The organism is Xanthomonas phaseoli pv. dieffenbachiae (assembly GCF_008639345.1).
In the GTDB taxonomy this organism is placed as follows: domain Bacteria; phylum Pseudomonadota; class Gammaproteobacteria; order Xanthomonadales; family Xanthomonadaceae; genus Xanthomonas; species Xanthomonas phaseoli.
The window spans coordinates 1,583,360-1,604,929 of record NZ_CP041380.1; the positions used below are offsets into that span (position 1 = coordinate 1,583,360).

Sequence of the window (21,570 nt, forward strand, 5' to 3'; positions counted from 1 at the left end):
GGCGCCCGGCATCGCGCCATCGTTGCGCCCGCTGGCTTATGCTGCGCAGCCTCATCGTTCGCTGCCGAGCTCGTATGTCATACGCCATCGTCTGGTTCCGTCGCGATCTGCGTCTGCAAGACAACCCGGCCTTGCGCGCCGCACTCGATGCGGGGCATCACCCGATTCCGTTGTACATCGACGCGCCGCACGAAGAGGGCGAATGGACGCCTGGCGCCGCATCGCGCAGCTGGCGGCATCGCGCCCTTGCAGCCCTGGATGACGCGTTGCGTGCGCTCGGCAGCGGCCTGGTCATTCGCTCCGGCAACAGCGCGCAGGTGCTGGATGAGGTGATCGCGCAGACCGGCGCGGTGGCGGTGTACTGGAACCGCAAATACGAGCCGGCCACGCAGCCGCGCGACGCACAGATCAAGCGCGACCTGCGCGAGCGCGGCATCGAGGTGCAGAGCTGCAATGCCGCGCTGCTGTTCGAACCGTGGCAGTTGTCCACGCAGCAGGGCGGCCCGTACAAGGTGTTTACCCCGTTCTGGCGCAATGCGCTGACGCAGCTGCAATTGCCCGCCGCCATGGATGCGCCGCGTCGCCTGCCGCCGCTGCCTGCGAGCTTGAAGACCGATGCGCTCGACACGCTGCAGTTGGTGCCCAGCCTGCAGTGGGACCAGGGCTTCTGGGAGCACTGGCAGCCCGGCGAAGCCGGCGCGCACGAAATGCTGGAGATCTTTATCGACGGCGCGCTGTCTGGATATCGCGAAAACCGCGATCGCCCCGATCGCGTCGGCACCTCGCAACTGTCGCCGCATCTGCACTTTGGCGAGATTGCTCCGTGGCGGATTGCCAGCGCGCTGGAAGCGCAGCGCACTGCGCGCAATGGCGCCGAAATCGATGGCTATATCCGGCAGCTGGGCTGGCGCGACTTTGCGTATCACTTGCTGCATCACTTCCCGGACACCACCAACCAGAATCTCAATCCACGCTTTGCAGGATTCGACTGGGCAACGGTCGACCCGGTGGCATTGCAGGCCTGGCAGCGTGGCCGCACCGGCATTCCCATCGTCGATGCCGGCATGCGCCAGCTCTGGCATACCGGCTGGATGCACAACCGCGTGCGCATGATCGTCGCCAGTTTTTTGTGCAAGCATCTGCGCATCCACTGGATCGAAGGCGCGCGCTGGTTCTGGGACACGCTAATCGATGCGGACCTGGCCAACAATACGCTGGGCTGGCAGTGGGTGGCCGGCACCGGCGCCGATGCGGCGCCCTATTTCCGCGTGTTCAACCCGGTGACGCAGGCAGAAAAATTCGACCCGCAGGCGACCTACATCACGCGCTGGGTGCCTGAGCTGGGCAAGCTTGCGGTGAAGGAACGCTTCGCGCCGTGGTTGCATCCATTGGCGCTGGCTCGCTTTGCTCCGGAGTATCCGCGCAATCCAATCATTGGCTTGGCCGAGGGCCGCGATGCGGCGCTGGCCGCGTATGCGAAGTCGCGTGCCTAGTCGCTGCTGATCGATGCGCGTGTGCCCGTTCGCATGGTGCACACCGTGCTGTTTGATGAGTGAGTACAGGGCCTGCAACGCGCGTCGTTGACCGGCCTGCGCTGATTGATGTGGTGGTGCACGAATGCGTGTCATCGCCGGAAACGTTTTCCTGAATGGCGCACCTGCTGCGCATGGATTGCGGCGGTTTTCATCATGCGCCAGTCGCGTGGGCCTGTTTATCCTCGCGCACACGATTGAGCGCCGGATGGTCCGGCCATAGGAGAACACCATGTCCCCAGCAGCCACCAAGAGTCTTGCCGTTGCACTGGCCAGCGCCATTGCGCTGTCCGCTTGCGCCACCGGCGGCTCGTATGTGCAGCGCGACCAATACGGCGAGCAGACACAACAGCAGAATCGAACCGGCCGCAACGCGCTGATCGGTACCGCCATTGGTGTGGCTGCAGGCCTGCTCACCGGCGATAGCGCCACCGAGCGTCGTCAGCACGCAATGGTCGGCGCCGGCATCGGTGCACTGAGCGGTGCGGCGATCGGCCAGTACCAGGATCGCCAGGAGCGCGCGCTGCGCGAGCGCACCGCCAACACCGGGATCGAAGTACAACGCCAGGGCGACAACATCAGCCTGAACCTGCCCGACGGCATCACCTTCGACTTCGGCAAGTCGGCTTTGAAGCCGCAGTTCTACACCGCGCTCAACGGCGTGGCCTCCACGCTGCGCGAGTACAACCAGACCATGGTGGAAGTGGTGGGGCATACCGATAGCGTGGGTAGCGATGCGGTCAATCAACGCCTGTCCGAAGAGCGCGCCAGCGCAGTTGCACAGTACCTGACGGCGCAAGGTGTGCAGCGCGAGCGCATGGAAACCATGGGGGCCGGCAAGCGTTATCCGATTGCCGACAACACCACCGACGCCGGCCGGGCCAAGAACCGTCGCGTCGAAATCCGCCTGATTCCCTTGCGTGCCGAAGGCGCTGCCAGCAATAGCGGCATGCGTTGAGGGGATGCAGTGAATCGTGGCGAGTCGGATGACTCACCCGCGATGTGCTGATGTACGCAAAACAGGCCGCGAAAGCGGCCTGTTTTTCTGCTGCATGGTGTGATCAAGAGCAGCTAACCAATCGCTCGGGTCTAGAACGTCTGGTCTGCACGGCTTTGAGGTCTCGATCTTCCGATGTCATCGGCGCTGATGTGTCGGCGCAACTGTGGAACTTCAAAGCGCGGATCTGAATGTTGTTGCAGGGCCCTTGCCCGCCCACCATCGCGGGACACGCTGCAAGTACGTCCATGTAAGCTCCGTGGCGGCATCCATGCCGCTCAAGGTCCCGCGACGGTGAGCGGGCAAGGACCAGTCGAGTTGGTCGCTGTATTTGTGCGAGCGATTGATGCGTTCGCTAGCGATTTAAGGAGGTGCGGCTAGCTCGCAGTGCTCAAGCGAAGGTATCTCCACCACCTTTCCTACGATGGGCCGCTTTCCGAGCGACCGACCAACGTTCTGGTGCGGTGTCCTCGCCGCTTGCGGGACCGTTGGCGGCATGGGCCGCCATCGAGCCCCCATGGACGGGTTGACGGCGTGTCCCGCGAGCGGCGGGGGTACCGCGCGCGCGACCGAGTCGGCTTTGCGCTCATCGGGTGATCGCATCCGACGACGCCACGACGGACGTCTGGATCTTTCCCAACTCACCGCTTACGGCAGTGAGATCATTTGCAAACCGACCGAGCTATCGTCGGCTGTACGCGTGTGGTGACAGAGATGCATTCACTGAGTTGCATCGATGAACTTATGGGCTGCGCCAGACGGCTGGCACCGCCGGCGCACGCTTGATCGGCCACTATGCCGTGACGTTTTCCAGAATCCGCTTGCCTTCGGCGCGCAACTGCGCGTCTGCGCCCACGTCGACTTTTGCATCGTGGTCGGCCTTTTGTGCGGCCAGACGGGCAGGGCACTGCGCCATCATGTAGTCCGCATCGAAGTTCATGCGCGTCACCAAAAAGTCCACGAATGCACGTACTTTCGGCGACACCAGTCGGCCACCGGCGAACACCGCGTTGAAGTCCACCTCAGGCCCGGTCCAACCGGCCAGCACGCGGCGCACCAGGCCCGATTGCACGAACGGTTTGGCCATCACATCGCCAGTCAGCAACAGGCCTTCGCCGCACAACACCGCACCGTTGAGCGCAGCCGGATCGTTGGCCACCATCAGCGGATTGACCGGGAAATCGCGTACATCGCTGCCATCGCTGAGCGACCAGAAGAAGCGGTTGTTGTGCACGTTGCGGTTCTTGCGCAAGGCAAGCGTGCGATGGAATTGCAATTCATCCGGATGCAGCGGCTCGCCATAGCGTTCGATGTAGGATGGGCTGGCGAACACCTGGGTGCGCAAGCTGCCGAGCTTGCGCGCCACCAGGTTGGAATCGGGCAGCGCACCAACCCGCAATGCCAGGTCGGCTTCGCCTCCGATCAGGTCCAGCTTCTCGTTGCCCAGATGCATGTCCAGCTGGATTTCCGGATATTGCGCGTGGAATTCGCCCAGCAACGGCGCGATCCAGGTAATGCCCAACGAATACGGCACGGTAAAACGCAACCAGCCACGCGGGCCCGATTGCAGTTGTCCCACCGCGCTTTCGGCCTCTTCCAGCTCGCGCGCGATGCGCTGGCAATGTTCGTGGTACACCGAGCCGGCTTCGGTCAGCCCGATGCGGCGCGTGGTTCGATGCAGCAGGCGCGCACCCAACCGGGTTTCCAGTTCCTGCACCTTGCGGCTGACGGTGGTCTTGGGCAGGCCAAGCGCGTTGGCGGCGGCGATGAAGCTGCCTTGTTCGACCACCTTGACGAAGATCAAGGTGTCGTTGAGATCGTGAGTCATGGGATGCCTTCAGGGGGCCAGGAGGGATTAGACCGCTTACGGGACGATTATTCCCCTAAATCCGGACTAATCAAGTGCTGCTTTGAAGCCTAACTTATGCGGCATCCCCTCCATGCAGGAGCACGGCCATGTGGTTGTGCAATGTCTTCGGCGTGTCCTCCAGCAAGCGCAGCGCAATCGAAAACGCCTTCGATCCGGTCGTTTCCACGGAAAAACGGTCTTACGACAGTGCCTTGCGCGAATTCTCCAGCTCGCCACGGCGGCAGGCTGGCGGCGCGCCTGCGCAGCGAACTGGACTGCAGGCGCGCTGGGCGCGGCGCGGAATTATCCCGATCTCGGGAGCGAAAATCCCATGAGCGGGATGGTTCAATCCGAGACGGCCGTCATTGGCGGCGCGGGCAACGTGGGCATGGGCATTGTCTCTGCGTTGCTGGACGCCGGCATGCCAACGGTGGCGATTGGGCGCGACGCCGCCAAGCTGGACGCACTGCGCGCGCAGCATGGTCACTCGCCGCTGCTGGACATCGTGCAGGGATCGGTGGCCGACGATGCGTCCGCGCAGCGCCTGGCCACCGAACTGGCCCAGCGGCAACGACCGCTGGGTGCGGTGATCGCCAGCCTGGGCAGCCCGCCGAAGGCCGGGCGGCTGGTGGATCGGCCGGTGGCCGCCCTGCGTCGTCGCCTGGAGCGCGACGTGCTGCCGCATCTGGCTGCCGCCCGCCACCTGCTGCCGCTGCTGGCCGAAGCCGACGGCGGCGGCCGCTATCTGCTGCTCGGCAGTCCGTGCGCGCTGCGTGCCTGGTCGGCGCATGGCGATCGGTCGGTTGCGGCCTCCGCCACCCGCATGCTTGCCCAGGTGTTGCACGAGGAAGCCAAGCCGTTGGGCGTCCGCGTGCAGTTGCTCTCGGTCGAGCAGCCGGTCTGCACGCCCGGTCGCGCCAAGGACGCCTGTCCGGAATGGATCCGTGCCGTGGACGTCGGCCGCGCCGCTGTTTCCCTGATCGCCGGACCTGGCCAGCCCGGACAAGCCATCGTGACCGTGAGTCGTCGCCCGCCGGCCGCACCGTCGGCGAGCCGGCTGGCCGGTCTGCAATTTCCCATCCCCACCCGAGAGATTTCCCCATGACCACGAACGCCACCCCGTTCCGTTTTCCCTTGCGTACCGTGTTGGCGGGCGCCGTGCTTGCGGTCGTGCTCGCCGGCTGCGGCAGCAAGGCCGCCGAGACCGGCGCACCGCCGCCGCCCAGTGTCAGCGTCGCGCCGGTGCTGATGAAGCAGATCAGCCAGTGGGACGAATTCAGCGGCCGCATCGAACCGGTGGAAAGCGTCGAACTGCGTCCGCGCGTGTCCGGCTATATCGACAAGGTCAACTACACCGAAGGTGCGGAAGTGAAGAAGGGCGATGTGCTGTTCACCATCGACGAGCGTAGCTACCGCGCCGAGTTCGCGCGTGCCAACGCTTCGCTGGTGCGTGCCCGCACCCAGGCCACGCTGGCACGTAGCGAAGCTGCGCGTGCACGCAAATTGTCCGAGCAGCAGGCCATCTCCACCGAAACCTGGGAGCAACGTCGCGCCGCCGCCGATCAGGCCGATGCCGACCTGCAGGCCGCCCAGGCCGCGGTGGACACCGCCAGGCTCAACCTGGACTGGACGCGCGTGCGCGCTCCCATCGACGGCCGCGCCGGGCGTGCGATGGTCACCGCCGGCAACCTGGTCACGGCTGGCGACAGTGCCAGCGTGCTGACCACGCTGGTGTCGCTGGACAAGGTGTTTGTCTATTTCGACGCCGACGAAGGTACCTTCCTGCGCTATTCGCAGATGGCCCGCAACGGCGAGCGCCCGGACGAACGTGGCGGCGAGTTGCCGGTGCGGATCGGGCTGGTCGGCGAGCAGGGCTTCCCGCACGCCGGTCGCGTGGATTTCCTGGACAACCAGGTGACCCGCAGCACCGGCACCATCCGCGTCCGCGCGGTGCTGGACAACGCGCAACGGCAATTCACGCCGGGCTTGTATGCGCACGTGCAGTTGCTGGGCAGCGGCCAGTTCAAGGCCATGCTGGTGGACGAAAAGGCCGTGCTCACCGACCAGGACCGCAAGTACGTCTACGTGGTGGACAAGGACGGCAAGGCGCAGCGCCGCGATGTGGAGCTCGGCCGCAGTGCCGATGGTCTGCGCATCGTGCGTAGCGGCCTGGCCGCCGGCGACCGCGTGGTGGTCGATGGCGTGCAGAAGATCTTCATGCCCGGCATGCCGGTGGACGCCAAGACCGTGGCCATGGCGCCGGCGGCGGACAAGCGCACCGCTTCCAATTAGGTATCGCCAACGCGCGTTGCGCGCCGTCGCGCCTTCCCGGCGACTGCGCGCCACCTGCCACGGCTGCACTGATCCATCGCTGCATCGCAGCTCATGACTGCCGGCCTCGTCATCAGGCCGGCCCGGGGCCGCCGTGCCGCGCCGCCACCCGGCGGCACCCTCTTTCAGGACCATCCCAATGGACTTTTCCCGTTTTTTCATCGACCGGCCGATCTTTGCCGCGGTGCTGTCGATCATCATCTTCGCCGCCGGCCTGATCGCCATGCCGCTGCTGCCGATCAGCGAATACCCCGAAGTGGTACCGCCGAGCGTGCAGGTGCGCGCGGTGTATCCGGGCGCCAACCCCAAGGTCATTGCCGAAACCGTCGCCACGCCGCTTGAGGAAGCCATCAACGGCGTGGAAAACATGATGTACATGAAGTCGGTGGCCGGCTCGGACGGCGTGCTGGTGGTCACCGTGACCTTCAAGCCCGGCACCGATCCGGACCAGGCGCAGGTGCAGGTGCAGAACCGCGTCAGCCAGGCGCAGGCGCGTCTGCCCGAAGACGTGCGCCGCCAGGGCGTGACCACGCAGAAGCAATCGCCGACGCTGACCATGGTCGTGCATCTGACCTCGCCCAAGGGCAAGTACAACTCGCTATACCTGAGCAATTACGCCACCTTGAAGGTCAAGGACGAGCTGTCGCGCCTGCCGGGCGTGGGCCAGATCCAGATCTTCGGTGCCGGCGACTACGCCATGCGCATCTGGTTGAACCCCGACAAGGTGGCCGCACGCGGGCTCACCGCCAGCGATGTGGTCGCCGCCATCCGCGAGCAGAACGTGCAGGTCTCCGCCGGCCAGCTCGGTGCCGAGCCCATGCCCAACAAGAGCGATTTCCTGCTCTCGATCAACGCGCAGGGCCGCCTCACCACTGAAGAAGAGTTCGGCAACATCGTCATCCGCAGCGGCAACAGCGGCGAGATCGTGCGCTTGAGCGATGTGGCGCGCCTGGAACTGGGCGCCGGCAACTACACCTTGCGCTCGCAGCTGGACAACCAGAACGCGGTAGGCATGGGCGTGTTCCAGTCGCCCGGCGCCAACGCGATCGAATTGTCCGATGCGGTACGCGCCAAGATGGCCGAGCTGGAAAAGCAGTTCCCGCAGGACATGGCATGGTCGGCCGCGTACGACCCGACCGTGTTCGTGCGCGATTCGATCAGCGCGGTGGTGCACACGCTGCTGGAAGCGGTGCTGCTGGTGGTGCTGGTGGTGATCCTGTTCCTGCAGACCTGGCGCGCTTCGATCATTCCGTTGCTGGCGGTGCCGGTGTCGGTGGTCGGTACGTTTGCCGCGCTGTATCTGCTGGGTTTCTCCATCAATACGCTGAGCCTGTTCGGCTTGGTGCTGGCGATCGGCATCGTGGTCGACGACGCGATCGTGGTGGTGGAAAACGTCGAGCGCAACATCGAAGAAGGGTTGAGTCCGCTGGCGGCCGCGCATCAGGCCATGCGCGAAGTGTCCGGGCCGATCATCGCCATCGCGCTGGTGCTGTGCGCGGTGTTCGTGCCGATGGCGTTCCTGTCGGGTGTGACCGGCCAGTTCTACAAGCAGTTCGCGGTGACCATCGCCATTTCCACGGTGATTTCGGCGATCAACTCGCTGACCTTGTCGCCGGCGCTGGCGGCGATGCTGCTCAAGTTGCACGACGCGCCCAAGGACGGTCCGTCGCGGTTGATCGACCGCTTGTTCGGCTGGTTGTTCCGCCCGTTCAACCGTTTCTTCAACACCAGCTCGCACAAGTACCAAGGTGCGGTGTCGCGTGCGCTGGGCAAGCGAGGTGCGGTGTTCGTGGTCTACCTGCTGCTGCTGGTCGGTACCGGTTTCATGTTCAAGCTGGTGCCGGGCGGCTTCATTCCGACCCAGGACAAGCTGTACCTGATTGCCGGCACCAAGCTGCCGGAAGGATCGTCGCTGGAGCGCACCAATGAAGTGATCCGCCAGATCACCCAGATCGCGCTGCAGACCGACGGGGTGGATCACGCCATTGCGTTCCCCGGCCTGAATCCGCTGCAGTTCACCAATACGCCCAATACCGGCACGGTGTTCCTGACGCTCAAGCCATTCAGCCAGCGCAGCCGCACCGCCGCGCAGATCAATGCGGAAATCAACGCACGCATCAGCCAGATCCAGCAGGGCTTCACATTCGCCTTCATGCCGCCGCCGATTCTGGGTTTGGGCCAGGGCTCGGGCTATTCGCTGTACATCCAGGACCGTGCCGGCCTGGGCTATGGCCAGTTGCAGAGTGCGGTGAATGCGATGTCCGGTGCGATCTCGCAAACGCCGGGCATGCAGTTCCCGATCGGCACCTACCAGGCCAACGTGCCGCAGCTCGACGCCAAGGTCGACCGCGACAAGGCCAAGGCGCAGGGCGTGCCGTTGACCAACCTGTTCGACACGCTGCAGACCTATCTGGGGTCGTCCTACATCAACGACTTCAATCGCTTCGGTCGCACCTACCAGGTGATCGCCCAGGCCGATGGACAGTTCCGCGATAGCGTGGAAGACATCGCCAACCTGCGCACGCGCAATGCCAACGGCGACATGGTGCCGATCGGCAGCATGGTCACGCTGGGCCAGACCTACGGCCCGGACCCGGTGATCCGCTACAACGGCTACCCGGCTGCCGACCTCATCGGCGAGGCGGATCCGCGCGTGCTGTCGTCCACCGAGGCGATGCAGAAGCTGTCCAGCATGGCGCCGCAGGTGCTGCCCAACGGCATGAACATCGAGTGGACCGACCTGAGCTACCAGCAGTCCACGCAAGGCAACTCGGCATTGATCGTGTTCCCGATGGCGGTGTTGCTCGCGTTCCTGGTGCTGGCCGCGTTGTACGAAAGCTGGACGCTGCCGCTGGCCGTGATCCTGATCGTTCCGATGACCTTGCTGTCTGCGTTGTTCGGTGTGTGGCTCACCGGCGGCGACAACAACGTGTTCGTGCAGGTGGGTCTGGTGGTGTTGATGGGCCTGGCATGCAAGAACGCGATCCTGATCGTGGAGTTCGCCCGCGAACTGGAAATGCACGGCAAGGGCATCGTTGAAGCGGCACTGGAAGCCTGCCGCCTGCGCCTGCGTCCGATCGTGATGACCTCCATCGCCTTCATCGCCGGCACCGTGCCGCTGGTGTTTGGCCATGGTGCCGGCGCCGAAGTGCGCTCGGTCACCGGTATCACGGTGTTCGCCGGCATGCTGGGTGTGACCTTGTTCGGCCTGTTCCTGACGCCGGTGTTCTACGTGGCGCTGCGCAAGTGGGTGACCCGTCGCGGTCCCGCGACACCGCCCGCAGTTGCGCACGATCACGCCCACGTCAACGCCTGAGCGCGCATTACTTCCCCCTCCATACATTCGAAGGATTTACACATGAGCAATACCAAGATCGCACTGGTCACCGGCGCCACCCGCGGTATCGGCCTGGAGACCGTTCGTCAACTCGCACAGGCCGGCGTGCACACGCTGCTGGCCGGGCGCAAGCGCGACGACGCCGTGGCCGCGGCCCTCAAGTTGCAGGCCGAAGGCCTGCCGGTGGAGGCCATCCAGCTCGATGTCAACGACGACATCAGCGTTGCTGCCGCCGTGGGCACGGTGGAGCAGCGTCATGGCCATCTGGACATCCTGATCAACAATGCCGGCATCATGCTCGATGACCTGCAGCGCACCCCGTCGCAGCAGAGCCTGGAGGTATGGAAGCGCACCTTCGACACCAACCTGTTCGCCGTGGTCGAGGTGACCAAGGCCTTCCTGCCGCTGCTGCGTCGCTCGCTGGCCGGGCGCATCGTCAATGTGTCCAGCCTCCTCGGCTCGCTGACCTTGCATAGCCAACCCGGCTCGCCGATCTACGATTTCAAGATTCCGGCTTACAACATCTCCAAGAGCGCGTTGAACAGCTGGACCGTGCATCTGGCCCACGAATTGCGCGACACCGCCATCAAGGTCAATGCCGTGCATCCGGGCTCGGTCAAGACCGACATGAACGGTGGTGGGGAACTCGAGGTGGAGCAGGGCGCTGCCAGCAGTGTGCAAATGGCGCTGTTGGATGCGCACGGTGCCACCGGCAGCTTTACCCATCTGGGAGAGGTGTTGCCATGGTAAGAAACTTCCTGAGCGTGGCCTTGGCTGCGCTGGTGCTCAGCGGTTGCGCGGTCGGGCCGGATTACCGCCCCGATCCGCCCGCGGCGGTGACGCTGCAAGGCGCGCAGGACGCATCCTTCAGCACCGAATCGCCGGTCGGCAACTGGTGGTCGCAATTCGACGACCCGGTGCTGGAACAGCTGGTGCGCGACGCCTTGTTCGCCAACCACGACCTGCGCATCGCGGTGGCGCGCGTCAAGCAGGCGCGCGCGGTGTTCGTCGAGCGCCGTCTGGATCAGGCGCCGCATATCACCGCGCAAGGCAGCTTCGATCGTCGCGAACAGCAGCAGGTGATCGCCGGCAATCAGCGCTTTCTGACCGAGCAGACCACGCTTGGTCTGGATGCGGCCTGGGAGCTGGACCTGTTCGGCCGGCAGCGGCGTGCATCGGAGGCCGCGCGTGCCGACCTGGATGCCGAGCAGGCCAACCTGCAGGACGTGCAGGTCACCGTTGCTGCCGAAGTGGCACGCAATTATTTCGAACTGCGCGGCACCCAGAAGCGGCTGGATGTCTCCAAGCGCACGCTCACCAACCTGCGCGACACCCAGAAGCTGACGCAGACGCGGTGGGATCTGGGTGCAGGCAGCGAGCTGGATGTGCAGAGCAGCCTGGCGCGGTTGAAGGCGATCGAAGCGGATATTCCGCTGCTGGAAACCGCCGAGGCGCAATACCGCCACCGTCTGGCGGTGTTGCTGGGCCAGCAACCCGATGCCTTGGATGCCACCTTGGCCGCGCGCGAGATGCCGGCGTTCGCGCGGCCGCTGCCGCTGGGCGATACCGCCGGCTTGCTGCGTCAGCGTCCGGATGTGCGCGGCGCCGAGCGCCGGCTGGCGGCAGCCACCGCGCAAGTGGGCGTGGCCACGGCCGACCTGTTTCCGCGCATCAGCGTGAGCGGGTTCGTCGGCTTCCTGACCGGCGACGCGGCCAGGTTGACCGAAGGCAATGCCAAGGCCTGGTCGGTGACCCCGTCGATCAGCTGGGCCGCCTTCGATTTCGGCACCGTGCGCGCGCGGTTGCGCGCCAGCAAGGCGCAGGCCGAAGGTGCGTTGGCGCAGTATCAGCAAACCGTCTTGCTGGCGCTGGAAGACACCGAAAACGCGTTGATCGGCTATGGCCGCCAGCAGGCGCGCCTGGCCATCGTGGTGGAGCAGGCCAATGCCGCGCGGCGTGCCGAGCAGTTGGCGCAGATCCGCTACCGCGAGGGCTCGGAAGACTTCCTCACCCTGCTGGATGCGCAGCGTACCCAGCTGGCGGCCGATGATGCGTTGGCGCAGGCCGAAGCGGCGGTGAATGTCGGCGTGGTCGGCGTGTACAAGGCGCTCGGTGGCTGGAAGCAGGATCAAGCGCCTGCGGCACCGGTGGCCGTGGTCGGTCGTTGAACGATGCGCGCGGGGCGGCCAGTGGGTCGCCCCGCAGGTCTGGCTGCAGCGTCAGCGTTCAGCGAGGCGATCGAAGGTATGCGGTGATGGCGGGCGATACCGGCCATGCATCCGACGCCATCGGTTCGCTCGCCTCTCTGGCAGGTGCGCGACCGGCGTTTCGTCAGCACCATCGCATTCGTGCCATGCATCAACCCATCTGCCAGGTGCATATGCAGACGCCGACGCATGCATACCGCCAGGCGTTTATTCGGCGATCCTCACGCTGTCGCGTCCGCCGTTCTTGGCCAGATACAGCGCTGCATCGGCACGCGAAAACCAGTCCTGCCAATGCGTTTCGCCATCGTGGCGCGCCGCGCCCAGCGAGACGGTGATGCGCCCGCCGGGTCCGCGCAAGCCGTTGCGTATCACCTTGCGCAAGCGTTTGGTGGCCGCTTCCAGTTCGGCCAGCGAGCCGGCACGCAGCAGCACCACAAATTCTTCGCCACCAAAACGGAACACCTGGTGCGGGTCGCGTACTTCGAAGCGCAGGATGGTGGCCAGGTCCGAAAGCGCCGCGTCGCCGGCGGCATGCCCGTACAGATCGTTGACCTCCTTGAAGTGATCCAGGTCCAGGATGATCAGGCTGTTGAGCCGGTCGTGCGGTTGGCGTTGATCGATCTGGTGGGTCAGCGCACGTTCCAGCATGCGACGGTTGGGCAAGCCGGTCAGTGCATCCAGCGAGGCCAGTTCTTCCAGATGCACGCGGTCGTCCTGCATCCGCAGCGAAAACGCATAGCCCACCGCCAGCGTCACCAGCGTCACCACGATCGTCGACACGCCCTGGCCGGGGCTGGTGATCAGGCCGGGCAAGAACAACAAGGCGGCCAGCAGCGGCAAGCTCAACAACACCGCGCGCCGTGGGCCGCACAGGAAATAATTGGTGGCCAGCACCGGAAACAGCCAGGGCAGGGCGCCATCGCCCCCGGTCCAGCACGCCACCAGGCACCCGCCGACATTGATCGACGCCAGCCACACGCCGCCAGCGCCGGTGTCTTCGGCACTGCGCATCTGCCAGCCCCGCCATACCGCCAGCACGCCCAGCGCAGCGGTGACCAGACACGCAACTGCCTGACCGGTCATGGCCAGGTACACCGCATAGAGGCAAAGCAACAGCGCGGTGATTGGCCCAAGCATCTTGACGATGCCGAGTCGAAAATCCCGCCGCAGGTGGAGGATCACAGGGAAGGTTCTATAGGAGTCGGCATCATTATCGGCGGAGCGCGGTCAAAGTTGAGCATGCCTTCATCGCCGCAATGGGTAGGAAAGTGAAGCGTTGCAGCGCAAGGCTTCGCACATCCTTGACGGCGTTGCCGCAAACGTATCGTTTTGGTTGTCGGAGTCTGCCATGCCCACCCGCGAAGAACTTGCCACGCGCCTGGACGCGTTGCAGGAACAGTTGCCCAAGTTGTCGGCAGATGAAGATGCGGATTTCGACTACCTGGATTTTCAGGCGCGTGCAGAAGCGATCCTGAGCAGCGCCGCGCAGGACGATGCCGCCTATGTGCGCACGCGTATCGACGGCATGCTGGCCGGTGCGGTCTTGATTCCCACCGATGATGCGGGCCAGGCCTGCGGCTGAGGCCTCGTCTTGGCATGAGCCCAGGTGCTTGAGTGTTAGTCGCTGCAATGCGGGCGCCGGCGAACGATACGAGCATCTTCGCGTAGATGCTCGCAACAGGGTTCGCAAAGCGCGCGCGATGCGGATCTGAGTGTGGACCGCGCAACACCCGTCTTGGCAGCAGGCCGCAGAAGCACGCCTGGCCGTTGTTCAGGCCACGAATGCAAGGACGTCCGCGCTCACCACCTGATTGCGGCCACCCTGCTTGGCGCGATACAGCGCCGCGTCCGCCCGTTGCACCAACGAAGCCACGGTGGCGGCATGATCGGGGAAGCTGGCCGCGCCGAACGAGGCGGTGACCTTCGGCAGACAGACGCCATCGCCCATCACCTGCAAGGCCTCGATGCTGACGCGCAGTTTCTCCGCCATCATGCAGGCGGTTGGCAGATCGACCTCGGGCAGGATGATCGTCAATTCTTCGCCGCCGTACCGGCAGCAGATGTCCTCGCCACGCGTCTGCGCCAGCAGCAATTCGCCAATGGCCGCCAGTACGCGGTCGCCGCCGCTGTGCCCATGCAGGTCGTTGAACCGCTTGAAGTGATCCACATCCAGCATCAGCACCGACAACGGCAGCGCCCGGCGCGTGCAGCGCGCCAACTCGTGATTGAGGGTTTCTTCCAGATAGCGGCGGTTGTACAGGCCTGTCAGCGGGTCGCGGATCGACTGCTGGCGCAGCGTTTCGCGCAAGCGCAGGTTGTGCAGCGCCAGGGAGAGTTGTTCCGCTGCCGCCTCGGCCACGGTCAACGAGGCCAGATCGTCGGGGTCTTCGCTACGCAATGCCAGCATCCCCAACTGCGTGCCCTGCGCCGAGAGCGGAATGCAGGCGGTGGCCGCATTCGCCGGGAGGTTGACGCCGGCATGCTGGCATAGCATCCCGGCGCTGGCGTCCATCACCACATGGGTGCGGTCGCGGCGCAACGCCCAGCAGTTGTCCGGCGCGATGCTGGCACTGGCGTCGTCGGCCATCTCGCCCCAGGCGACCACCTGTTCGGCACGATCGCGCGAGGCGCGTAGCAGGTAGACCGCGCCGGCGGCACCTGGAATCAGCGGCGCAATCGTGCGTGCGGTGATTTCCAGCGCTTCTTCGGCGTTGCGGCAGTTCTGCAGCAGCCCGGAGTAGCGTGCCAGCGCCTCCAGGCCAGCGGAGGTGCGTTCGAGTGCGGCAAACGACTCGATCAGGCGCTCGCTGGTCCGGCTGGCGTCGTCTTCGGCACGCGTGCGCCGTTCCAGCTCGCGCGACAGCAGGCGATAGGCCAGCAGCATCACCAGCAAGCCACTGACAATGCCGATCACGGTCACCCATAGCGCCCACTGTGCGCTGCGTGTGGTGGCCGCGTTGCGCCTGATCAGTTGCTGCCGCTCCAGCTCCGTCATGGTCTGCACCTGGCGGCGCAGCGATGAAGAGGTCTGGAACACCCCGCGCGCAATGGCGGCACGCGCGCCATCCAGGCCTTGCTTGCGATAGCGATGCAACAGCTCGTCGATCTGCACCAGGCGCGCGTCCACCAAACGGCTCAGCACGACCACATTGCGCCGCTGCGTCGGGTTGTCCTGCACCAGGGCGTCCAGCCGCACGATGCGCTCGGGCAGGCGGCCGATCGCATCGGCATACACGCCCAGAAAGGCCTCGTTGTCGGTCAGCACGTAGCCGCGCGCCGACGATTCCGCCGACAGCATGCCCGCCTGGATTTCGTCGATGCTGGCAATCACTTCCTGCGTGTGCGTCACCCAGCCGGCGTCCGACAGCGAACGCTGCGTGGTGAGATATCCACCCACGCCGATCAGCACAAAGATCAGCCCGCCCACCAGCAATGCCCCGGCAGCGCGACGTTTGGTTCTTTTGGTCAACACCGCGTTCCCCGGCACGATTGTCTGGTCGAGGTCGATGCAAGTCGCGTGCCTACGCTCCACTTCGCTTTGCCGAGTCAGCTGGCAGACGGCGCATTGCCCCCGGCCGCAGCATCGTGACGGTATGCTGGCAAGCAGTCACCGAAAAGGGCGCCCATTGGTCATTTTTCTAGGCAATTACCAGCTCACCTGTCATGCCGCCAAAGGCGATACCCCCGCCCATGGCTGGGTTGCCGGCTGGGATATCGCACAGATCGGCATTGGCCGTGGCGCGAACCTGGCAGGCGCTGCGCTGTCGTCGACCTTTCCTGACCATCGCAGCGCCATGGCCGCCGCCCGCATTGCCGGCATGGTCACGCTGGAAGCCATGCACGCCAAGGCGCAAGAACAGCGCGAGCACGCCTGAGCAAGGTGCTGACGGCTGGCACGCGATTTGCTCTGGTCTGATCAGGGCGCTGTCGAGCGTCCCTGGAGCAAGTGCAATGGAAGAGCCCAACAAAAGCGCCCTGGTGCTGCTGCAATTGGAAGCCAGCGCGTTGCTGGCCTTATTCGATCAACTCCGCGGTGATGCCGTTCCGCGGTGCGCAGACGCCGGAGGACTTGCAGACGCGGTCGACGGTCACCAAGCGCACGAACACGCAGTGCACGTCACTAACTGACGCAGCGCGCAGTCTCGCATTGGGTCAGGCAACACCCATGAAAAAGGCCGGGAATCCTCTGCATCGAGAATTCCCGGCCTTGGTCGGTCGTCTTAGGACCGTGGTTTGGTGGAGGTGGGCGGAATCGAACCGCCGTCCGGAAGCACTCCATCCCCAGCACTACATGCTTAGCCCTCCGTTAGATCTCGTTCCCAGGCAGCACGGTTGGCAAAGCGCACCTGGAAACCAGCCTGCTTTATCTGACCGGTAGCTGACAGGCAGCCACTACCGATGGTTCCGTGATAATGACCCTACACCTACGAGCACGGGCACAAGTAGGTTCGGGGGTTCGCCTTAGGCGGCTGTAGAACTACAACTAAAGCCAATTAAGCGGCGATAGCGAAGTCCGAACCGTAGTTGTCATCGTTGGCAACTAAAAGTTTGCTGCTGGATTAACGAGGAAAGCTGCCCCCTCGGCATGCGCCAAGCGACTTCGCGACCCCCGTCGAAACCAGTGCACCCCCGGGGAAAGCAGTAAAACGCTGACCGGCTCAGTGTAGGGATCGGCGCGCCCTGTCACAAGTAGTGAGATGCGCAGCGCTTACAGTGGCTTCAGTCCCGTACCGGACGGAACAGTCTGCAAACGAAGGAGCGATGCGATGGCGACAGGCAAGCCCCCACGTTCGAAACCTGCACGCGCGCTGCCGCGCAAGGCTGCTGCTAGCACGCAACATGCGGCGCGGCCGCGCGCTCCGCGTGCGCAGCAAGCCGGCGCCGAGGAGCCCGAGGCGACCCGCGTGCAAGGCAAGGCGCGTACGGTGATCTACATCCATGGCATCGGCAACAAGCCGCCGGCCGATGTGCTGCGTTGCCAGTGGGACAAGGCCTTGTTCGGGCGGCCCATGGGCGAGCGCACGCGGCTGGCGTACTGGGTCAATCGCGAGCGGTATCCAGTGGCCGAGCCGGGCAATTGCGATGCGCGCGATGTGGGTCCGGCGCTCAATCAAAGTGTGCAGCGCGCCTTGAGTACGCTTGGCCTGGTGCCGGGCGAACAGGACCTGCACCTGTTGGCAGACGCGCTGGCGCAGAGCGAGCAGGAACGTGCCGATCTGCATCGGCTGCTGGACGAGCTTCAGGGCACGTCCGTGCCCGGCAGCGTGCAGGCCAAGGGGGCCATCGATGCGATCAACCGGGTGTTGCTACGGCTGATTTCCGCCGCATTGTTGCAGGACGTACATGACCTGTTCTTCGTGCCGGACCGTGCGGCGCTGATACGCGAAAGTCTGGCGCAGCGGCTGCGCGCAGGCGGCGGGCCATTCGTGGTAGTGGCGCACAGCCAGGGTTCGATGATCGCCTTTGATGTGCTGCGCCAGCTGAAGGCCGCCGACTGCGAGGTCAGTTTGTTCCTCACCCTGGGCTCGCCACTAGGCTTGCCGCAGGTGCGTAGCATGTTCAAGCGCTGGACCGGCACGCGCAAACTGCCGTTCCCCGAGTGCGTACAGCGCTGGATCAATGTGGCAGAAACGCGCGACCCGATCGCGCTGGACCCGGACCTCACCGACGACATCGCCAATGCGAAAGGACGTTTCGAAAACCTGGCCGCTGCGCGTTTGAATCCGGACTGGCAGCACAACCCGCATTCGGCGTCGGGTTATCTGTCGATTCCGCAGGTGCGCGCCGCGGTGCGCCAAGCCGTGGGTGTGGGTTTCGATCAGCCGGTGTCCAATGCAGTGCTGATCAAGGACCTCAGCGAACAGCTGGAAGCGCATGGCCCGGAGTACCGACACGATGTGCTGATCGAACTGGATCGGCGCGTGTTGGGGCACGACCCCGCCGGTGTGCGCGCATTGCTGTTGCAGCATGTGCGTCAGGCCGCTGCGCGTACCACCGGCCTGAGCGGCGATGCGCTGGATGAGGCGATCGAGCTGGAAGACAGCCTGCAGCGTTTCGTGTCTGCGCGGCTGACCCGGTTCGAGATCGAATCGCTGCAGGATCGCTACCGCGCGTTGGGCTTTCGGCGGGTGTGGCGCGATGCCGGAAAACGCGCGTTGATCCATGTATCGGGTAACGTGCTGCATGCCGATGCGGCACGCACGGCGTATCGCGCGCGCGGGCAACAGATCGGTTGGGCGGTGATGGATACCGGCATCGCGGCCGATCACCCGCATTTTTTCGTCAAGGGTGAGCGCGACAACGTGGTGGCCCAGTGGGATTGCACGCGACGCGGTGCGCCCAAACGGCTGACCCGCGGCGATGGCACGGCGTTTACCCGGCTCGATCGGCATGGCCACGGCACGCATATCGCCGGCATCATCGCCGGGCAGTGCCGCGCGTCGATCCCGGATGCGAGCGGCACGCCCGGCCGTACGCTGGAAGTCTCCGGCATGGCGCCGGAGACCCAGTTGTACGGCTTCAAGGTGCTCGACGATGCCGGAAACGGGCGCGATTCGTGGACGATCAAGGCGGTGCAGCAGGTGGCCGACATCAACGAGCGCGCCGGCGAGCTGGTCATCCATGGCGTCAATCTGAGCCTGGGCGGCTGCTTCGACCCGGAGAGCTACGGCTGCGGGTTTACGCCGTTGTGCAACGAATTACGCCGGCTGTGGCGGCAAGGCGTGCTGGTGGTGGTCGCGGCCGGCAACGAAGGCCTGGCCTGGTTGATGCGCAACGACGGTGACGCATATGCGGCCAACATGGATCTGTCGATCAGCGACCCGGGCAATCTGGAAGACGCCATCGTGGTCGGCTCGGTGCACAAGAGCAGCCCGCACAACTATGGCGTGTCGTATTTTTCCTCGCGCGGGCCGACCGCCGACGGCCGCAGCAAGCCGGATGTGGTTGCGCCAGGGGAGAAGATCCTGTCGGCCTACTACGACTTCGACCCGAACGACCCGTCCAGCCTGATGGTGGAGATGAGCGGCACCAGCATGGCCGCACCGCATGTTTCCGGCGTGCTGGCGGGCTTCTTGTCGGCGCGCCGCGAGTTCATCGGCTTCCCGGACCGGGTCAAGCAATTGCTGCTGGATACCTGCACCGACCTGCAACGCGACCGCTATGTGCAGGGCAGGGGAGTGCCGAATTTGATGCGGATGCTTGGAGCGACGTGATTCGGAGCCGTGAGTCGGGATTGGGGATTGGCAAGAGCGGTGTGGCTTAGCCTCGCCGCTCTCCAGGTGTGGATCGCAAGCCAGCAGTGCAAAAAGCCACGCAAAACCGCTGTAGCCAATCCCTAATCCCGAATCCCAAATCCCGGCCCCTCAGGCATCACGATTATGCCGCCGCATTACGCGCTGCTTGTCGCGCTGCCAGTCGCGGTCCTTGGCGGCGTCGCGCTTGTCGTGATTCTGCTTGCCCTTGGCGAGGGCGATTTCCAGCTTGACCTTGTTGCTGCTCCAATACAGCGCGGTGGGCACCAGGGTGTAGCCTTCGCGCTCCACGCGGGTGAGCACCTTGTCGATCTCGGCCCGGTGCAGCAGCAGTTTGCGGTCGCGCCGTTCCACGGGCACCGTGTGGGTGGAGGCCTGGATCAGCGGCGTGATCTGCGCGCCGATCAGGTAGATCTCGCCCGAGCGCACATAGGCATAGCCATCGACGATGTTGGCGCGGCCGGCGCGGATCGCCTTGACCTCCCAGCCCTGTAGTGCCAGGCCGGCTTCGTAGCGTTCTTCCAGGTGGTATTCGTGGCGCGCACGCTTGTTCAACGCGATGGTTTTCGTGGCCTTCGCGCCGTTTGCTTTATCCTTGGTCTGTTTCTTGCTCATCCGCCCATTGTCGCCGATTCGGTGTCGTCAAACGATCTTCCGTCTTTCACAAGTTAGCGAATGCCTACCATCCGTCGCAGCGCCCTGGTCGAACACAGCGCCACCCGCATGTTCGATCTGGTCAATGATGTCGCCGCCTACCCGCGCCGTTTCGGCTGGTGCGACGCTGCCAATGTGCTTGAGCAGGACCAGGCGCACATCGTGGCGCGCCTGGATTTGGGGCTGGGCTCGTTCCGCACCTGGTTCACCACCGAGAACATCCTCGAGCGCCCGGAGCGCATCGTCATGCACCTGCGCGATGGCCCGTTCAAGCGCCTGGAAGGTTTGTGGGAGTTCCAGGCGCTGGGCGAGGGCGCCTGCAAGGTGAGTCTGACCCTGGAGGTCGAAACCAGCTCGCGACTGCTTGGCCCGGCGCTGGCGCTGGGGTTTCAGGGCTTGGCCGACCGCATGGTCAACGACTTCGTGCGCGTCGCCGACCGCGGCGACGTCTAGGGTGCGCGCCGGCATGCGTATCGAGGTCGTGCTGGCCTGGCCGGATCGCTACAGCTCGGTGCAACTGGAATTGCCGCAGGGCGCAACGGTAGCCGAAGCCGTCGCCACGTCCGGTCTGGCGTTGGAGCAGGCCCCTGCCGCGCATGCGGTGCACGGACTGATCGCGCGACCGGAGCAGGTATTGCGCGATGGCGACCGGGTCGAATTGCTGAGGCCGCTGTTGCTGGACCCGAAGGAGGCGCGGCGGCGGCGTGCCGGACCAAGCAAAAAAGCAGGCTCAAATAGCTAGCGATTCCCAGCGCTGCGAAGCAGGTCAGGTCGCTGCAAAGCCGGTGCTGCTGGCCTTTGCCCCGCAAAATCAGATGTGTTCTATGAGTCGAACGGGCCCGCTTGGACCTACGACATGCCGGACAAGGCGCGGCGGATCGGTCCTGGCGGCAGCCCTGCGAGGTCACTGAAGCGCCCTCTTGGCATCAGGCAAAACGAAAAACGCATCCGTTCGAAGGGATGCGTTTTGGTCCGATCAGACGATCACGACACCGTCGAGCAGCGGTATCAACGGCCGCGTTGCTTCTTCTTGTCGCGTGCCAGGTTGCGGCCGAACTGCTTGGGTGCGGCTTTGGCCAACTGCTCGTCCTGCGACGGGAAATAGTCGCCTTCCCAGCGCGCGACCTGTTCGTTCTCGAAGAACACCGTGAAATTCTTGATCTCGGTACGCGCCAGGCGGTCCACGCGCTGCGTGGAGGTGTAGTCCCAGCGCTGGGCATGGAACGGGTCGGGGATCGAGGGCGTGCCCAGCAACGCGCTGACCTGCTGCTTGCTCTGGCCTACCTGCAGTTGCTCCACGGCGTTCTGTTTGATCAGATTGCCCTGGTAGATCGGCTGCTTGTAGATGATGCCGCAGCCAGCGGTGGAAAGAGCAATGGCGGCGACCAGCAGGAGATTACGCATCGGGGA

General features: G+C 64.7%; 19 protein-coding genes and 1 other RNA gene. 14 read left to right on the forward strand and 6 right to left on the reverse strand.

What is annotated here, in order from left to right; genetic code table 11:
* Window positions 1–74 precede the first annotated feature (74 nt).
* Both FLG15_RS07300 and FLG15_RS07305 read left to right on the forward strand, forming a co-directional pair.
* Window positions 75–1,493, forward strand: coding sequence for a cryptochrome/photolyase family protein (locus tag FLG15_RS07300; RefSeq protein WP_057677825.1), 1,419 nt, complete (start codon window positions 75–77; stop codon window positions 1,491–1,493).
* Between the two features lie 271 nt (window positions 1,494–1,764).
* Window positions 1,765–2,490, forward strand: coding sequence for a YiaD family glycine zipper/OmpA-like lipoprotein (locus tag FLG15_RS07305; RefSeq protein ID WP_017155745.1), 726 nt, complete (start codon window positions 1,765–1,767; stop codon window positions 2,488–2,490).
* A gap of 832 nt (window positions 2,491–3,322) precedes the next feature.
* Here the strand turns inward: FLG15_RS07305 and FLG15_RS07310 are convergent.
* Window positions 3,323–4,357: an XC_2801 family transcriptional regulator gene (locus tag FLG15_RS07310; RefSeq protein WP_017155746.1), complete on the reverse strand. Its 1,035-nt coding sequence runs from the start codon at window positions 4,355–4,357 to the stop codon at window positions 3,323–3,325.
* Between the two features lie 128 nt (window positions 4,358–4,485).
* On the opposite strand from FLG15_RS07310, the gene FLG15_RS07315 reads away from it, so the two are divergent.
* The 6 genes from FLG15_RS07315 to FLG15_RS07340 all read left to right on the forward strand — a co-directional run bounded on the left by FLG15_RS07315 (window position 4,486) and on the right by FLG15_RS07340 (window position 12,214).
* Window positions 4,486–4,713: a hypothetical protein gene (locus FLG15_RS07315; protein ID WP_057677826.1), complete on the forward strand. Its 228-nt coding sequence runs from the start codon at window positions 4,486–4,488 to the stop codon at window positions 4,711–4,713.
* The gene (locus tag FLG15_RS07320; RefSeq protein WP_209225329.1) at window positions 4,710–5,483 is read left to right on the forward strand and encodes an SDR family NAD(P)-dependent oxidoreductase; all 774 of its coding nucleotides are present in this window, start codon (window positions 4,710–4,712) and stop codon (window positions 5,481–5,483) included. Before FLG15_RS07315 ends, FLG15_RS07320 begins: the two co-directional genes overlap by 4 nt.
* Entirely contained in the window at window positions 5,480–6,670 is a 1,191-nt protein-coding gene (locus tag FLG15_RS07325) for an efflux RND transporter periplasmic adaptor subunit (protein WP_057677827.1), read from the forward strand. The genes FLG15_RS07320 and FLG15_RS07325 overlap by 4 nt, the downstream gene beginning before the upstream one ends.
* A 178-nt stretch (window positions 6,671–6,848) precedes the next feature.
* Window positions 6,849–10,025 carry an efflux RND transporter permease subunit gene (locus FLG15_RS07330; protein ID WP_150145764.1) on the forward strand — a complete coding sequence of 1,059 codons (3,177 nt, stop codon included), beginning with the start codon at window positions 6,849–6,851 and terminating at the stop codon, window positions 10,023–10,025.
* 42 nt (window positions 10,026–10,067) lie between these two features.
* A complete protein-coding gene (locus tag FLG15_RS07335; protein ID WP_017159388.1) occupies window positions 10,068–10,796 on the forward strand; it encodes an SDR family oxidoreductase in 729 nt (242 codons plus the stop codon).
* Entirely contained in the window at window positions 10,790–12,214 is a 1,425-nt protein-coding gene (locus tag FLG15_RS07340; RefSeq protein WP_057677829.1) for an efflux transporter outer membrane subunit, read from the forward strand. The genes FLG15_RS07335 and FLG15_RS07340 overlap by 7 nt, the downstream gene beginning before the upstream one ends.
* Window positions 12,215–12,460: 246 nt before the next feature.
* Here FLG15_RS07340 and FLG15_RS07345 read toward each other — a convergent pair whose 3' ends face one another.
* A complete protein-coding gene (locus FLG15_RS07345) occupies window positions 12,461–13,435 on the reverse strand; it encodes a GGDEF domain-containing protein (protein WP_150145766.1) in 975 nt (324 codons plus the stop codon).
* A gap of 94 nt (window positions 13,436–13,529) precedes the next feature.
* Here FLG15_RS07345 and FLG15_RS07350 point away from each other — a divergent pair, with 94 nt between their 5' ends.
* On the forward strand, window positions 13,530–13,835 hold the full coding sequence (locus FLG15_RS07350; protein WP_057677830.1) for a hypothetical protein: 306 nt from the start codon (window positions 13,530–13,532) through the stop codon (window positions 13,833–13,835).
* Window positions 13,836–14,024: 189 nt separating this feature from the next.
* Here the strand turns inward: FLG15_RS07350 and FLG15_RS07355 are convergent, their stop codons facing one another.
* On the reverse strand, window positions 14,025–15,680 hold the full coding sequence (locus tag FLG15_RS07355; protein ID WP_057677844.1) for a sensor domain-containing diguanylate cyclase: 1,656 nt from the start codon (window positions 15,678–15,680) through the stop codon (window positions 14,025–14,027).
* 199 nt (window positions 15,681–15,879) lie between these two features.
* Here FLG15_RS07355 and FLG15_RS07360 point away from each other — a divergent pair, with 199 nt between their 5' ends.
* Together FLG15_RS07360 and FLG15_RS23360 are read left to right on the forward strand one after the other, a co-directional pair.
* The gene (locus FLG15_RS07360; protein WP_039570443.1) at window positions 15,880–16,128 is read left to right on the forward strand and encodes a hypothetical protein; all 249 of its coding nucleotides are present in this window, start codon (window positions 15,880–15,882) and stop codon (window positions 16,126–16,128) included.
* 76 nt (window positions 16,129–16,204) lie between these two features.
* Window positions 16,205–16,381 (forward strand): hypothetical protein, encoded by a 177-nt coding sequence (locus FLG15_RS23360; RefSeq protein ID WP_158011220.1) that lies wholly within the window; start codon window positions 16,205–16,207, stop codon window positions 16,379–16,381.
* Between the two features lie 106 nt (window positions 16,382–16,487).
* Here FLG15_RS23360 and ssrA read toward each other — a convergent pair.
* Window positions 16,488–16,884, reverse strand: a transfer-messenger RNA (tmRNA) gene (ssrA, locus tag FLG15_RS07365).
* Between the two features lie 135 nt (window positions 16,885–17,019).
* Between ssrA and FLG15_RS07370 the strand changes: the two genes are divergently transcribed.
* Entirely contained in the window at window positions 17,020–19,467 is a 2,448-nt protein-coding gene (locus tag FLG15_RS07370) for a S8 family serine peptidase (RefSeq protein ID WP_150145768.1), read from the forward strand.
* 150 nt (window positions 19,468–19,617) lie between these two features.
* Here FLG15_RS07370 and smpB read toward each other — a convergent pair whose 3' ends face one another.
* Window positions 19,618–20,121, reverse strand: a complete 504-nt coding sequence (gene smpB / locus FLG15_RS07375; protein WP_005913721.1) for an SsrA-binding protein SmpB — start codon at window positions 20,119–20,121, stop codon at window positions 19,618–19,620.
* 60 nt (window positions 20,122–20,181) lie between these two features.
* On the opposite strand from smpB, the gene FLG15_RS07380 reads away from it, so the two are divergent.
* Window positions 20,182–20,613 (forward strand): type II toxin-antitoxin system RatA family toxin, encoded by a 432-nt coding sequence (locus FLG15_RS07380; protein ID WP_005913723.1) that lies wholly within the window; start codon window positions 20,182–20,184, stop codon window positions 20,611–20,613.
* Window position 20,614: 1 nt separating this feature from the next.
* Window positions 20,615–20,902 carry an RnfH family protein gene (locus FLG15_RS07385; RefSeq protein ID WP_170922369.1) on the forward strand — a complete coding sequence of 96 codons (288 nt, stop codon included), beginning with the start codon at window positions 20,615–20,617 and terminating at the stop codon, window positions 20,900–20,902.
* 266 nt (window positions 20,903–21,168) lie between these two features.
* On the opposite strand, the gene FLG15_RS07390 is transcribed toward FLG15_RS07385, so the two are convergent.
* Window positions 21,169–21,564: an outer membrane protein assembly factor BamE gene (locus tag FLG15_RS07390; protein WP_008577244.1), complete on the reverse strand. Its 396-nt coding sequence runs from the start codon at window positions 21,562–21,564 to the stop codon at window positions 21,169–21,171.
* Between the last annotated feature and the right edge of the window lie 6 nt (window positions 21,565–21,570).